This window comes from Agrobacterium sp. InxBP2, assembly GCF_026191755.1.
Taxonomy (GTDB): Bacteria; Pseudomonadota; Alphaproteobacteria; order Rhizobiales; family Rhizobiaceae; genus Agrobacterium; species Agrobacterium pusense.
Map to the genome: position 1 here is coordinate 25,997 of NZ_JAINDY010000019.1, position 13,365 is coordinate 39,361.

The 13,365-nt window shown below is 59.4% G+C and carries 12 protein-coding genes; 3 read left to right on the forward strand and 9 right to left on the reverse strand.

What is annotated here, in order from left to right:
* Nucleotides 1-11: 11 nt before the first annotated feature.
* On the reverse strand, nucleotides 12-953 hold the full coding sequence (locus K7A42_RS02315) for a GlxA family transcriptional regulator (protein ID WP_282454772.1): 942 nt from the start codon (nucleotides 951-953) through the stop codon (nucleotides 12-14).
* A gap of 121 nt (nucleotides 954-1,074) precedes the next feature.
* Between K7A42_RS02315 and K7A42_RS02320 the strand changes: the two genes are divergently transcribed.
* Nucleotides 1,075-1,869 carry an SDR family NAD(P)-dependent oxidoreductase gene (locus K7A42_RS02320; RefSeq protein ID WP_022563519.1) on the forward strand — a complete coding sequence of 265 codons (795 nt, stop codon included), beginning with the start codon at nucleotides 1,075-1,077 and terminating at the stop codon, nucleotides 1,867-1,869.
* A 50-nt stretch (nucleotides 1,870-1,919) separates the two neighbouring features.
* Here the strand turns inward: K7A42_RS02320 and K7A42_RS02325 are convergent, their stop codons facing one another.
* The 6 genes from K7A42_RS02325 to K7A42_RS02350 form a co-directional block, all read right to left on the reverse strand.
* A complete protein-coding gene (locus tag K7A42_RS02325) occupies nucleotides 1,920-2,432 on the reverse strand; it encodes a 2'-5' RNA ligase family protein (protein ID WP_223216989.1) in 513 nt (170 codons plus the stop codon).
* 71 nt (nucleotides 2,433-2,503) lie between these two features.
* The gene (locus K7A42_RS02330; protein ID WP_022563521.1) at nucleotides 2,504-3,628 is read right to left on the reverse strand and encodes a zinc-dependent alcohol dehydrogenase family protein; all 1,125 of its coding nucleotides are present in this window, start codon (nucleotides 3,626-3,628) and stop codon (nucleotides 2,504-2,506) included.
* 458 nt (nucleotides 3,629-4,086) lie between these two features.
* The gene (locus tag K7A42_RS02335) at nucleotides 4,087-5,655 is read right to left on the reverse strand and encodes a gamma-glutamyltransferase family protein (RefSeq protein ID WP_174151638.1); all 1,569 of its coding nucleotides are present in this window, start codon (nucleotides 5,653-5,655) and stop codon (nucleotides 4,087-4,089) included.
* Nucleotides 5,656-5,754: 99 nt separating this feature from the next.
* The gene (locus tag K7A42_RS02340) at nucleotides 5,755-6,777 is read right to left on the reverse strand and encodes an ABC transporter substrate-binding protein (RefSeq protein WP_112555614.1); all 1,023 of its coding nucleotides are present in this window, start codon (nucleotides 6,775-6,777) and stop codon (nucleotides 5,755-5,757) included.
* A gap of 29 nt (nucleotides 6,778-6,806) precedes the next feature.
* A complete protein-coding gene (locus tag K7A42_RS02345; RefSeq protein WP_006698710.1) occupies nucleotides 6,807-7,580 on the reverse strand; it encodes an ABC transporter permease in 774 nt (257 codons plus the stop codon).
* 3 nt (nucleotides 7,581-7,583) lie between these two features.
* Nucleotides 7,584-8,423, reverse strand: coding sequence for an ABC transporter ATP-binding protein (locus K7A42_RS02350; protein WP_006698709.1), 840 nt, complete (start codon nucleotides 8,421-8,423; stop codon nucleotides 7,584-7,586).
* 231 nt (nucleotides 8,424-8,654) lie between these two features.
* Between K7A42_RS02350 and K7A42_RS02355 the strand changes: the two genes are divergently transcribed.
* Nucleotides 8,655-9,359: a GntR family transcriptional regulator gene (locus tag K7A42_RS02355; RefSeq protein WP_037090971.1), complete on the forward strand. Its 705-nt coding sequence runs from the start codon at nucleotides 8,655-8,657 to the stop codon at nucleotides 9,357-9,359.
* A 23-nt stretch (nucleotides 9,360-9,382) separates the two neighbouring features.
* Here K7A42_RS02355 and K7A42_RS02360 read toward each other — a convergent pair whose 3' ends face one another.
* Complete coding sequence (locus K7A42_RS02360; RefSeq protein WP_006698707.1) at nucleotides 9,383-9,781, reverse strand: nuclear transport factor 2 family protein; 399 nt, start codon at nucleotides 9,779-9,781, stop codon at nucleotides 9,383-9,385.
* Nucleotides 9,782-9,862: 81 nt separating this feature from the next.
* Here K7A42_RS02360 and K7A42_RS02365 point away from each other — a divergent pair, with 81 nt between their 5' ends.
* The gene (locus K7A42_RS02365) at nucleotides 9,863-11,101 is read left to right on the forward strand and encodes an amidohydrolase family protein (RefSeq protein WP_174151627.1); all 1,239 of its coding nucleotides are present in this window, start codon (nucleotides 9,863-9,865) and stop codon (nucleotides 11,099-11,101) included.
* A gap of 110 nt (nucleotides 11,102-11,211) precedes the next feature.
* Here K7A42_RS02365 and glgX read toward each other — a convergent pair whose 3' ends face one another.
* A complete protein-coding gene (gene glgX, locus K7A42_RS02370; RefSeq protein ID WP_112555460.1) occupies nucleotides 11,212-13,287 on the reverse strand; it encodes a glycogen debranching protein GlgX in 2,076 nt (691 codons plus the stop codon).
* Nucleotides 13,288-13,365: the final 78 nt, after the last annotated feature.

The following is a 13,365-nucleotide window of genomic DNA, read 5'->3' on the forward strand; positions in this document are numbered from 1 at the left end:
AGACTATCTAATCAGGCGGTCCTTGCAAGCCGCCTGATGGTTTGCGGCGGTTGTCCATACTGCCGCATGAAGGCATCGCGCATGCGCCGAAGATCGACGAAGCCACTTTCGCGCGCGATCTGATCCATCGGGTGCCGGGTCTCCTCGATCATCAGGCGAGCTGCCTCAAGGCGGATTTGCTCCACGGCCTTGGCGGGTGTCTGGCCGGTTTCGGCATGAAACGCACGGCTGAACTGGCGGGGCGAGAGTGCCGCGACCTCAGCCAGTTCCTCGACGGTCAAAGGGTTGGCAAGATGTGTCTTCGCATGGATCAGCGTCTTCTGGATGCGGTCACTGCTGGGTGCAAGTTGAAGCAATTCAGAATGTTGCGACTGACCGCCGGCACGGCGATGATGCATTACAAGTCTTCGGGCTATCGCGCCTGCCACATCGCGTCCCAGATCTTTTTCGATCAGTGCCACTGCGAGATCCAGGCCGGCGGTCAGGCCGGCCGATGTCCAGACCGGTCCCTCGTTGATGAAGATGCGATCGTCTTCAACGCGCACCTTTGGGAAGGACCTGCGCATCTCCTGCGCATAGGACCAGTGGGTGGTTGCGCGCCGTCCGTCGAGAAATCCCATTTGCCCAAGCAGAAACGATCCGGTGCAGAGCCCTGCGACCCGCCGCGATGCCCTGGCCATTGCGCGCAAGGTGGCAAGCGTTGGTTCATCCTGCTGCGGAGGCGGAAGGAGGCCTGCCAGAAGAAGCAGTGTATCCACCTGTCCCACCTCATCGAGTTTTGTGGTCGGTACGGAAAAACCGCTGGACGACATGACAGGGCCACCTTCGACCGAGGTGATCGAGAGCGTATAATAGGCTTCATCCCTCAACACATTGGCCAACTCGAAAGCAGCTTGGACGCCCAGCGCGAGAAACTGGAAACCCGGCGTCAGCACCATGGAAATATGAGGCACCCGTTCCTCCTATCCTGTGTCTTAAAAACGTAGTTTATACGTCATATCGGACAAATGTCATCTGGTCCATAACGTCCGTGTCGAAAGCGATGGCGCTTTCCCCCGAACAAGGAACAGACCAATGACCACAAAGGGAACTGCACTTATCACCGGCGCCTCAACCGGCATCGGCGCGATCTACGCTGACCGTCTAGCCGCGCGCGGTTATGACCTGATCCTTGTAGCCCGAAACGGGGACAAGCTGCAGTCGCTCGCCTCTGAGATATCGAACAAGACGGATCGTGTGGTTAAAGTGCTTGCCGCCGATCTGGGCGATACGGCCGATCTTGCCCGCGTTGAAAAAGTGCTGCGTGAAGACGCCAACATCACGGCGCTGGTCAACAACGCCGGTATCGGCACCCACACGACGCTGCTGGAAAGCGATGTCGATCGCATGGAAGCCATGGTCCGGCTCAACGTGACCGCTTTGATGCGCCTGACATACGCGGCAGTGCCAGGCCTGGTGGCGCGCGGCGGCGGCACGGTGATCAATATCGCTTCGATCGTTGCGGTTGCGCCAGAACTGCTCAACGGCGTTTACGGTGGTACCAAGGCTTTTGTGCAGGCGTTTACCACATCGCTCAATCACGAACTCGCGGACCGTGGCATCCGGGCGCAGGCCGTCCTGCCCGGTGCCACCCGGACCGACTTCTGGGCAATCGGAGGCCTGCCGGTCGAACATCTTCCCAACGAGATCGTCATGCAGGCCGAGGATATGGTCGATGCCGCGTTGGCCGGGCTCGATCAGGGGGAAACCAGCACCATTCCCGCGCTCAGGGATGTCGAGCTATGGCACGCCTATGAGGCGGCACGTCTCGCGCTCGGCCCTCAGCTTTCCGCCACCCGGCCGGCAACGCGTCTGATCGCGGCAGCCTGAAACGTCCGCCCTTTATGGTTTGAGACAATCGGAATCTTCGCCGCAGCGTATCAATCGGTGAACGGCACGGTGGCCTCCCTTTCCCAGGGGCCACCGAGATATCTCCACAGGTCAAGCCCTACAATCGTGATGTCGTGGGGCGAGAAGCCATCTGCAAGCGTGCGATAAAGCTCGTTCGCCTTCGCTCGCGAAGCCTTGTTTTGAACCGTGATGTGCGGTCGCCACGCCTGCATGTCTTGAGAGCCAAGCCATTGGACGAAATCGCTCCGCAGGGCACCACGAACCGAGCTCAGCGTCGCGCTTTCGATCGTGAACGCGACGCCAGCACCGAGGTGACGGACACCGCTGACTTGGGCCGAAATCACGCTGGTACCTTTCGCAATGGATCGAAGGCTCTCGCCAATTACATCAACATATTCGCCCGGCAGGCGGTAAAACATCGTCAGATGCGCCCGCAGGAAATTCCGGTCCTGCGGGAAATATTGCTGACGAAGCAGATCGAAGGGCATGAGATCGTGCTCTGCGATGCGGGCTGTCAGGATCATCGGATGGCGTGTCTTCAAATTAGCGGATCCGGGCTTGTCGCCCGGGTTTCCGAAGCGATCTCGGTGGCAGTGGCATCCCGTCGCAGCTCCTAGAACTCGATGACCTGGCGTACGGCGCTTCCGTCATGCAGGCGGTCGAAACCTTCGTTGATATCCTCGAGCTTGAGCCTTGCACTGAGCAAACGGTTCACCGGCAGCCGCCCATCACGGTAAAGCGCGATGAACCGCGGAATATCGCGGACGGGCACACAGGTGCCGATGTAGCTGCCTTTGAGTGTCCTCTCCTCGGCAACCAGTTGCACGATGTTCACCGGCAGGGTCGCGGACGGCGGCGGCAGGCCTGCGGTCACGGTCGTGCCGCCGCGTTTGGTCATCCTGAAGGCATTTTCGAGAGCGGGAATGGAACCGGCCATCTCGAATGCATAGTCAGCGCCGCCGGAGGTAAGCTGTCGAACCTGTTCGACGGCATCTTCATCGCGTCCGTTCACCACTGCTGTCGCACCAAGTTCACCAGCAAGCGCCAGCTTTTCCTCTGAAAGATCGACGGCGACGATCTTGCTGGCGCCAGCCGCCCGGGCTCCCAGCACCGCGGCAAGACCAACGCCACCCAGCCCGATGACGACGGCGGTTGAGCCGGCCTTTATCTCAGCCGTATTCACGACTGCGCCCACGCCTGTCAGAACCGCGCAGCCGAAAAGCGCGGCTTCCACAAATGGCAGGTCGCGGTCGATCTTGATAAGTGAATTGCGCGAAACGACGGCATATTCGGCAAAAGCGGATACCCCGAGATGATGATGGACGGCTTGACCGCGATAATTCAGCCTCATCGCGCCGCCGACAAGTGTTCCTGCTGCGTTGGCCGCAGCACCCGGTTCGCAAAGCGCTGGCCGACCTTCCGCACAAGGCAGACAATGCCCGCAGCTCGGCATGAAGACCATTACGACGTGATCACCCGGTTCGAGGTCCCGGACCCCATCCCCAAGGGCCTCGACAACGCCGGCTGCCTCGTGCCCCAGCGCCATCGGCATTGGCCGGGGCCTGTCACCGTTGATGACGGAAAGATCGGAGTGACAAAGGCCGGCGGCGCGGATGCGAACGAGGACTTCGCCGAGGCCGGGCTGCGAAAGTTCGATTTCCTCAATCGCAAGAGGCCTGCTTTCGCGGTAAGGAGGAGACACATTCATCCTCTGCAACACAGCTGCTTTGACCCGCATTATTCCCTCCTTCACCGACTTTCCCCAGAAATACACGATATCCGTCCACCAGTAATGCAAGGAGTGGCATAAACTGTTTTGAATTGGATTGACCAACTCGTCCGGCGTGCAAAAACCGCCGAGGAGCGTCGTCTTGTCCCGTATAGCCAGCGCGGTCTGAACGCGACGGTTTCGACGGCGAAACGCGCTCCGCGCGGCCTTTGCGCGTGGACGCGAAAGCAATGGCCAGATGCTACAGACCTGCTTTGGAGCAACGCAGTGAACACTCCGCTCGATATCGACGGATACGGCGGTAGAACTGGGTGCGCTCGAGCCCGAAATGAGCGCCCGCTCAATCACGAGTTTCGAAGAACAGTGGCAAGATCAGGATTTGCTCTTCACGAAAATCGCGCCGAGGGCAGGAAAACCATTCGATACTCTTTGAGACCAAGGAGGACGCCATGAGAGCTGCTGCTTGATCACGGAAACCACGTTGCTGATTTTCGATCGGTGGAAACACACATGGCAACGCCTTCACCACGTGGATCGTGGGATCCAAGAATCGTTTCTTGATCCTGGATGCAGATGACGCCCGCCTGTCCGAAAATCGGCGACAGTGCCGGCAGTGGCAAGACGTCATGCCCAAGCGCAGTCAGTCCCCCGATAATGTTCGCGTCAGGCGACTGCTCGACTTTCAGGCTGTGATGCACGTCGGAAAATGTCTTGCCAAGCAGAAAACGAGGTTGTGCCAAAGCCTGTTCGGGCGTCATGCCGTAGTCGAGCAGGCCTGTGAGCACCAGCGACAATGTTTGCGGCTGGCCATCTGCCCCTTGCGTTCCGTAAAGCAAATAGGGGGATCCATCCTTGAACGCGATGCCCGGGTTGAGGGTATAGAAGGGCCGCTTTCCAGGCTTTATGGCGTTCGGATGGCCGCTTGCAACCGAAAACGCCGCGCCGCGGTTCTGCCAGATGACGCCGGTGTCGCCAACGACCACGCCGCTGCCCCAGTCGAAATATGTGCTCTGAAGCACGCTTGCACAGCGCCCCTGCTCGTCGGTTGCCGCGAAGAAGACCGTGTCACCATGCTGGTAAGCATGAGGCCATTCGAGCGCCCGCTCGTGGTCGATGGCCTGAGCTTTCTTCTCAAGCCGGGTTGGGTCAAGAAAGCCGGGAGAGTGGCCGTCGGCGAAATCCGCGTCGGCGATGTGCTCGCGATCGAGGAACGCCTGTTTCACGGCTTCAACCAAAAGATGGTAACGCGCTGTGCTTGATGGCGGTAGTGACGCCAAATCCAGCCGGGACAGAATGCCAAGGATTGCAAGTGTGGAAACCCCTTGCGTCGGCGGGGGCGGGGCGAAAAGCGTTACGCCGCGATAGTCCTGCGACACGGGTTCCGCATCGCGGGTGCGGGTGAGCTGCAAGTCGACAGCAGTGATCGGCGAGCCCAGCGAAGCCATCGCCTCTCCAAGGCGGCGCGCCAACTCTCCCTCATAAAACGACCGATAGCCATGCTCGGCGATGTGCCGAAGGGTTCGAGCGAGCGGACGTTGCGTGAAAATGCCCATGCTTGCTGGATGATCAAACGCGGCTGCGAAACCCGGCCATTGGGCTATTTCGGGGCGTCTGAATTCAAGCCAGAAATCTTGTGTGTTGCCCGGCTGGTATCCGCTTTCCGCAAAAGCTATTGCGGGCATCAGAAGATCGGAAAGCTGCTCGCGGCCTTGCCAATGCTGCTGTCCAAACGCCAGGGCATGACCCCAGCTATCTACCGCGCAGGCGGTCGTTATCATGGAAGAGGGGCCGCGCAGCGGGATTGCCGTCTGATAGTCGGGAAGGACCGCCGCGGCCTGACCTATTCCCAGAAAGGACCGGCAGAGGCCCTGCTTGTCGGCGACCAGCCATACGGCATCGCCGCCCAGACCGCAAAAATGCGGCATCACCACCGCAAGTGCCGCAGCGATCGCAACGGCCGCCTCGGTAGCATTGCCGCCACGTCTTAGTACCGCTGCGCCGGCTTCGCTAGCCAGGGGATGTGGACTGGTGACCATTCCCGGCAGGGCAGCTTCCGGCACAGGTAGCGACATGATATTTCCTCTCTTGACGGACTGGCCGGAAACTTCCGGCCAGGGATGCACATCGTGGCTCGCTCAGTCGATCTTGTAGGCGAGCTGGCGGTCGTCCAGGGACGGCAGGAACTGGCGGGTGAATACCTGTTCGGGCTTTGGCTTGGAAGGCAGCTGATAGCCTTCGGCCACGATATCGATCGAACGCGCAAGACGAGCGTCATCAACGTCGCCGAGGCCGAGCCTTTCGACTTCCGGCGAGATGATCAGGTTCTCGTAGGAGAATTTCATGCGCGCAAGTTCGAGTTCTTCCTTGGCAAGATTGTCGTAGGCCAACACGGCCTCTATGCCTGCCCTGGAATTTTCGGCGATTTCCCTGGTGGCCTTGTTCACCGCGCGTACCAGTCCCTCCACCGCTTTCGGGTTTTCCCTGACGAGTTTCTGCGACACCATCATGCCGTTGGCGTAGAGATCAAGGCCATAATCGCCGAAGGACAGCCAGTTATAGTCCTTTGCCGGGTCCTGGCGATTATTGATGAGGTTGAACCAGCTGGTGATGTTGAACACGAGGGCGCCGTCGATATCGCCCTTGATGAGCATCGGCTCCTGCAGGTTGGGACCCATGTTCTCGATCGCGACCTTGGTCATGTCAACCTTGTTGATCGTACCCAGCACGTTGACGAGGCGAGTTGTAGGTGTGCCCTGCGCACCGCCCAGCTTCTTGCCTTCCAGATCGGCCGGCTTGGTGATGTTGGTTTCCTTCTTGCTGACGATGGCGAAGGGCGGCTTGCTCCAAAGCTGGTAGACCATGACGGGCACGTCGTTCGGCCGTGTGGCGGCATTCTGGATGATGGCATTGATATCGCCGAAGCCGGCATCGTAGACGCCCGACATGATACGCGTGACCGTTGCCGCCGAACCCTCGCCCTGATCGATGGTGACATTGAGGCCCTCGTCCTTGAAGTAGCCCTTCTGCAAGGCGAGCAGGAAGGGGGCGTCCGAGCCTTGCGTCTTCCAGCCGAGGGTGAACTTGATATCCGTGTCAGCCCGGGCGACACCGCCGAGGCAAAGGCTAAGTGCAAGAGTCGAGATCAGTTTCTTCAGCATGTCTGGCTCCATTTGTTTTGAGTAGATGTTCAGGCGGCAGTGAAATCCTGGCCGCGGGCGGCCCAGCCCGTGACGCGTGCCTCGATAAGGGAGAAGGCGACGTAGAGAAGCACACCCAGAAGGGCGAGGATGAAAAGGCCAGCAAAGACCAGCGGCACATCGAAATTGGACGAAGCCGACATCATGACATTGCCGATCCCGCGGTTGGAGGCCACGGTTTCCGACAGGACAGAGCCGACGAAGGCGAAGGTGACGGCGATCTTCAGCGAGGCGAAAAAGAAGGGCATCGTGCGCGGCAGTCCGACATTCCAGAGGATGTCGAGCTTGCTTGCGCCCAGCGATTTAAGCACGTCCTCCAGCTCCGGCTCTGTCGTTGCAAGGCCGGTAGCGATGTTGACGACGATCGGGAAGAAGCACATGGCGAGCGCAGTGAGAATTGCCGGCACGGAGCCGGAGCCGAACCACAGAACGAAGATTGGCACAACCGCTACCTTGGGGATCGACGAAAAACCGATCAACAAAGGGTAAGCCGTATCGTAAGCCACGCGCGACACGCCGATTGCAGCCCCAATGGCAACGCCGACCGCCACTCCGAGGACAAAGCCAACCATCGTCGTCCAGAGTGTCTGTATTATATGTGGCACGAGGATCGGAAAGCGCTCGACCAGCGTCTGGAAGACCTGGCTTGGACGAGGCACGACGAGATCGGACACCTGCAAGGCGATACAGAGGATTTCCCAAAGGACGAAGAACGCGAGGATGAGAGCGGCGGCCCAGAAGCGGCGGCGCAATTCGTAGGTCATGGGTCAGGCTCCCTGGATGGCGGTGTCAGACCGGGCATCGATGATGAGTTCGCGCAGGCGCTGGTTGAGCGCGACGAAATCGTGCTCGAAGGTCATTTCGATTGTGCGGGGGCGCCGGAAATCGACGGGGCTATCATCGATAATGCGACCGGGCCGCGCACTCATGACGCAGATGCGGGATGCCAGGAAACCTGCTTCCTTCAGGTCATGGGTGATGAGCAGGACGGTCGGCTTGCGCTTCATCCAGAGCGACTGCATCGTGCCCCATAGTTCTTCGCGGGTAAATTGATCGAGCGCGCCAAAGGGTTCGTCGAGCAGAAGCAGGCTGGGTTCGTGAACGAGCGCTCGGCAGAGATTGGCGCGCTGGAGCATTCCACCGGAGAGCTGCCATGGGTAATGGCTGGCGAACTTGTCCAGGCCGACATCTGCAAGCAAGGCGCGGACCCGGTCGCGGAATTCACCGTTTTTCTTCGCTCGGTATTCGGCACGGAACGGCTTCACGATCTTGAGTGGCAACATCACGTTGCGCTCTATCGTCAGCCAGGGAAGCATGGTCGGGTTCTGGAAGGCCATGCCGATGCGTAGCGCCTTGGCGCCAACTTCTCGCCCGCCAACGATGACCGCGCCCCTGGTCGGCTGCAGCAGGCCGGCGGTAAGCCGCATGATCGTTGACTTGCCGCAGCCGGAGGGGCCGACGAGTGCCACAAATTCCCCGTCGGCAATGCGCAGATTCGTCTCTTGCAGCGCAACGACTGCCTGTTCCTTGCGGCCGAAGGAAACCGCGGCTTGCGAGAGCTCCACGGCGGGAGCGGCGGATGTCGTCAGTTTAGGCACAGTCAGCATTAGGTCACCGTGAAAGCGTTTCGATAACTGTATGCAATATACGTGCCAACATACATGCATGTTCAATTGTCTTGTTCTGCATGCGATATCTCCGGCGTGTAAAATGAATGCACTAATTGTATGCATGTGTTTTGGGCATTTTTGATTTGCCTTGCATTTAAATGCGGCAGCGCGCCGAGTTGATTTTCCCCGTCGCCTCGCTTATCGATTGGCCGTAGAAGAGGGTTGGCAATGACCGGCAGTAAACGTTCGGTAAGAGGTGAAGGGGATCGCGTCGCAGCGATTTGTACGGCTCTGCGCCGTGCCATCATCGAGCGGGCGCTGCAGCCGGGTGACCGGCTGCCGGAGGATGCGCTCGGTGAGCGGTTCGGTGTCAGTCGCACTATTGCCCGTCACGCGCTCGGCCAGCTTGCGGCCGAAGGTCTCATCGACCTTCGGCGAAACCGTATCGCCGTGGTCGCTACGCCATCCTTCGAGGATGCACGGGATATTTTTGACATCCGCCTTGATCTGGAAAAGCAGGTGGTGAGACGTCTCGCGGGCAAGTTGACGGACGCGCAGGCCAAGCAGCTGAGGGCAATCGTTGAGGCCGAGCATGAGGCCCGGCACGGGCCTGAAGGCGCTTCGATCCGCCTCGCCACAGACTTCCACGTGCTTCTGGCAGAGATGACCGGCAAGCCTATCCTGATCCGATATGTCACGGAAATCTGTTATCGTGCAGGCCTGTCGCTTGCTGCCTTCGGGCGGCCACACTCCTCCGACTGCGCGGTCAGCGAGCATCTTGACCTGATCGAGGTGATCCGCACCGGGCCGGCGGAGAAGGCTGAGGCGATGATGGTCGAGCATCTCGAGGCGGTTGCCTCGCGGGCGCTGTTGCAAAGCTCAGGCGCCAAGCCACGCGACCTGATGGATATCCTGGCGCCTTATGCAGACTGAAAGGAGCCGGGCTCCTCTGACGTTTAGCGGGCGACGGATGGGTCGAGTATCCATTCGGCGCTGTCGTTCCAGACGTCTGTATCCAGGATCAGGCCGTCACGCACGGTGAATCGGTCGATATATCGGTTGTTGTCGAAAGGGGTGCCGTCCGGCCATTCGCCGTAGAGATAGCCGAGGCTATAGATGATGGTTTCCGTTTCGCCAGGCACGACGTCGTAACGCTCGATACGCTTCTTCACCCATTTATAGCGAGCCGCGTTGAAGTCGGTTGGGCCGCTCGGTGTGTCAAAAAGCCGATTGCCGGTAAAGCGGCAGATGAAGCCCGGGGCGACATAGGTCGCGGCGCGAGCAGGATCGCGCGCCATTGAAGCAGCGAGATAATCCTTCACCGATTGCAGATCGCGTTCTGTTGCCTCGTTCATGGGAACCTCCAAATCTGTTGCGAATGTTTCTTCAAAAGTGCATACAGTTATTGTTACGCAAACTACCCGTCGAGTTGCAATATGTCATTTCAAGAATCCTTCGATCTTGTGCTGCGCGATGCACGCGTGAACGGATGCGCCGCGCTGCAGGATATAGGCGTCACCAATGGCCGCATTGCCGCTATTGGTCAGATCGCGACGGGAGCAGGCCGGAAGGATGAGGCAGTCGGTGGGAGGCTGGTGCTGCCGGGTTTCGTCGATACCCATGTTCATCTCGACAAGTCGTGCCTCTTGTGCCGTTGCAGCGATGCAGGAGGCGGGCTGAAGGGCGCGATTGCCGCGGTTGCCCGTCTGAAGCGGGACTATACGGTCGAGGACGTCTATGCCCGCGGAGCCCGGACGATAGAGATGGCAATTGGCAAGGGTACGATGCACATGCGCACCCATGTGGAGGTTGATCCGCGGGCGGGCTTGCGCAGTTTCGAGGCGATGAAGCGGTTGAGACAGGATTATGCTTTTGCACTTGATCTTTCCATCTGCGTGTTTCCGCAGGAAGGGCTGACCAATGATCCGGGCACGGAGGAATTGCTCGAACAGGCGCTTGTCGAAGGTGCGGACCTTCTCGGCGGCTGCCCCTATACCGACAGCGATCCGTCCGGCCAGATGGAACGGCTTTTCGCCTTGGCCGCGCGACATGACGTGGACCTGGATTTCCATCTGGACTTTGACCTCGATCCAAGCTGGGGGCATCTTGAGGAGATTTGCGATCGGACGGAAAAGGCCGGTTGGGGCGGGCGGGTGGCTGTCGGCCACGTGACAAAGCTTGCAACCATGAACGAAGCAATATTTGAACGTCGGGTCGCGCGGTTGTTCCAAGCGGGCGTCGCGGTAACGGCGCTGCCTTCGACCGATCTCTATCTGAACGGCCGGGAAGCCGGTTTTCGCGCCGTGCGAGGCATAGCACCCGTGCATATCCTCAAGGATCGGGGTGTCACGGCATCGATCGCCAGCAACAACATACTCAACCCGTTCACGCCCTTTGGCGACTGTTCACTTCTGCGCATGGCCAATCTCTACGCCAATGTGATGCATCTCGGGCCGGAGGATTTCGCGGCCTGCCTGGATCTCGTCTCGGAGGATGCAGCCCGGCTGATGCGGATCGACGGTTACGGGCTGGTTGTCGGCGCGATGGCCGACATCCTCGTAATGGAAGGCGAAGACGAGACCGAGGTCTTCGGCGGGTTGGGCGAGCCGGTCATGGGTTTCAAGCGGGGGCGCAAGAGTTTTGTCAGGCCAGCCGCTACGGTGCTCCGGCCTTGACATTTTTGGAGCACCGCTGCGTCGTTCTGGTTCTCCTCCGACCTGCGGTCCCGGTGGGCCGGCGCCGGCCCCAAACAGGATACTATCCTGCGAAGCGCTCTTATTCCGCTTTAAGGTTGTTTTCCCGCACGCAATAGCACGAGGCTACGGTCGATCAGAACATATTCGGCGGCTTCGATTTTTCGGTCAGTCGCTTCGGGATCGACTGTCGTGAGGACTTCCACCCATCCTCCGCTTACCTCCGGAAGAGCGAATGGAACGGACCCGTCATGGGGATTGAACAGGATGAGGATATCATCCCAACCTTCTTCCTCATCGTGATCGCGGCCAACACGCAGCCCGATGGTGGTGGCGCCGGGATCATCCCATTGCTCCCGGGTCTGCTCGCTGGCCGCCGGGTTGTACCACGTTATGACCATTCCGTCGCGCCAGTCGTCGCGCCTCAAAATCGAATGTTCGTGACGCAGCGAAATCAATCTGCGGGCGAAATCGCGCAGTTGTGCGGCGCTTGCGGGTAGATCCTCCCAATGCACCCAGCTCAGTTCGTTATCCTGGCAGTAGGCATTGTTGTTGCCCATCTGGCTGCGGCCAAACTCGTCGCCAGCCAGAAGCATCGGTGTTCCATGAGAAAGAAAAAGCGTCGCAAGAAAATTTCGCTTCTGACGGTCGCGGAGAGTAATCACTCCCTCGTCATCGGATGGTCCTTCCACGCCAAAATTAAAGCTTCGGTTGTCCCCATGACCGTCCTTGTTATCCTCGCCGTTCGCCTCATTGTGCTTGTCGTTGTATGAAACGAGGTCGTTGAGCGTGAAGCCGTCATGCGCTGTCAGGAAATTTACGCCGGACCAGGGACGACGGCCGCGCAAGTCATAAACATCGCCGGAGCCGAGGATACGGGCCGCGAAATCCCTGGTCGTGCCATCCCTGTTTCTCCAGTAATCCCGCACGGTATCGCGGTACTTGTCGTTCCACTCGGCCCAGCCTGGCGGAAACCCACCGACTTGATAGCCGCCTGGCCCAATGTCCCATGGTTCTCCAACAAGCTTCAGACGTGACAGCACGGGATCCTGCCCGACGGCATCGAAGAATCCGCCGCGCTGGTCGAACCCTTCCGGCTCGCGTCCCAGGATCGTGCCGAGATCAAATCGGAACCCGTCGATCTCCATCTCCTGCGCCCAGTAGCGCAACGAGTCCGTAACCATCTGCAAAACGCGCGGGTGGGAAGTGTTTACCGTGTTTCCGGTGCCGGTGTCGTTGATGTAGTAGCGCGGCTCGTCCGGCATTGTGCGATAATAGGAGAAGTTGTCGATGCCTCTGAAAGAGAGGGTTGGTCCCATCTCATTGCCTTCGGCGGTGTGATTGTAGACGACGTCCAGGATGACCTCGATCCCGGCACCATGAAAAGCGCGAACCATGTCCCGAAAGCCCTGGATGCCCCGCGGACCCATGTAGCGGTTCGCCGGAGCGAAGAAGGCAAGCGTATTATATCCCCAATAGTTTTTCAGACCTTTTTCCAGCAAATGGGCGTCGTCCGGAAACCAATGTACCGGGAGCAGCTCAATGGAGGTAACCCCCAGACTTTTGACGTAGTCGACGATCTCTTTCTCCCCAAGGCCCTCAAATGTGCCTCGGAGAGCTTCCGGAACAGCGGGGTGAAGCTGCGTGAAACCCTTGACGTGGGTCTCATAAAATATTGTCTTCGACCAGGGGACGTCGGGGCGCTGTTGACCCCTCGGCGCGTCGGACCTGGCGACCACGCGAGCCTTTGGCACAAACGGCGCGCTGTCAGTGTCGTCGAAGGACAAGTCCTTGTCCGGACTGTCTGTCACGTAAGCAAATTGCGGCTGCCCCCACTCTATGTCGCCCACGACTTCGCGCGCATAGGGATCGAGCAGAAGCTTGTTAGGGTTGAACCGGTGCCCGCTTTCGGGTTCGAACGGCCCGTAAACGCGGTAACCGTAAAGTGCGCCTTCTTTCAGGCCCGGTACATAGCCGTGCCAGACCTCGTTGGTGTATTCTGGAAGCTCGAGGCGTTCAATCTCCGCGGTCCCATCGCTTGAAAACAGGCAGAGTTCCACCCGCTCCGCATGGGCGCTGAACAGCGCGAAATTCACGCCATCTCGGTCCACAGTCGCGCCGAGTTGACGGTGGTCACCGGCGAGAATACGGGAGTTTCTGCTGATCATGGATGCCTCTGGAAAACGGGTGGGATCTTGCGGGTGAGTGGAGACGCGGTGTTTTCGTCGCATGAGAAACACAAATGC

Excerpts from the sequence above, each read along its gene's own strand:
- K7A42_RS02320 (WP_022563519.1), top strand. The coding sequence starts at position 1,075 with ATGACCACAAAGGGAACTGCACTTATCACCGGCGCCTCAACCGGCATC.
- K7A42_RS02330 (WP_022563521.1), bottom strand. The coding sequence starts at position 3,628 with ATGCGGGTCAAAGCAGCTGTGTTGCAGAGGATGAATGTGTCTCCTCCT.
- K7A42_RS02335 (WP_174151638.1), bottom strand. The coding sequence starts at position 5,655 with ATGGTCACCAGTCCACATCCCCTGGCTAGCGAAGCCGGCGCAGCGGTA.
- K7A42_RS02340 (WP_112555614.1), bottom strand. The coding sequence starts at position 6,777 with ATGCTGAAGAAACTGATCTCGACTCTTGCACTTAGCCTTTGCCTCGGC.
- K7A42_RS02345 (WP_006698710.1), bottom strand. The coding sequence starts at position 7,580 with ATGACCTACGAATTGCGCCGCCGCTTCTGGGCCGCCGCTCTCATCCTC.
- K7A42_RS02350 (WP_006698709.1), bottom strand. The coding sequence starts at position 8,423 with ATGCTGACTGTGCCTAAACTGACGACATCCGCCGCTCCCGCCGTGGAG.
- K7A42_RS02355 (WP_037090971.1), top strand. The coding sequence starts at position 8,655 with ATGACCGGCAGTAAACGTTCGGTAAGAGGTGAAGGGGATCGCGTCGCA.
- K7A42_RS02360 (WP_006698707.1), bottom strand. The coding sequence starts at position 9,781 with ATGAACGAGGCAACAGAACGCGATCTGCAATCGGTGAAGGATTATCTC.
- K7A42_RS02365 (WP_174151627.1), top strand. The coding sequence starts at position 9,863 with ATGTCATTTCAAGAATCCTTCGATCTTGTGCTGCGCGATGCACGCGTG.
- glgX (WP_112555460.1), bottom strand. The coding sequence starts at position 13,287 with ATGATCAGCAGAAACTCCCGTATTCTCGCCGGTGACCACCGTCAACTC.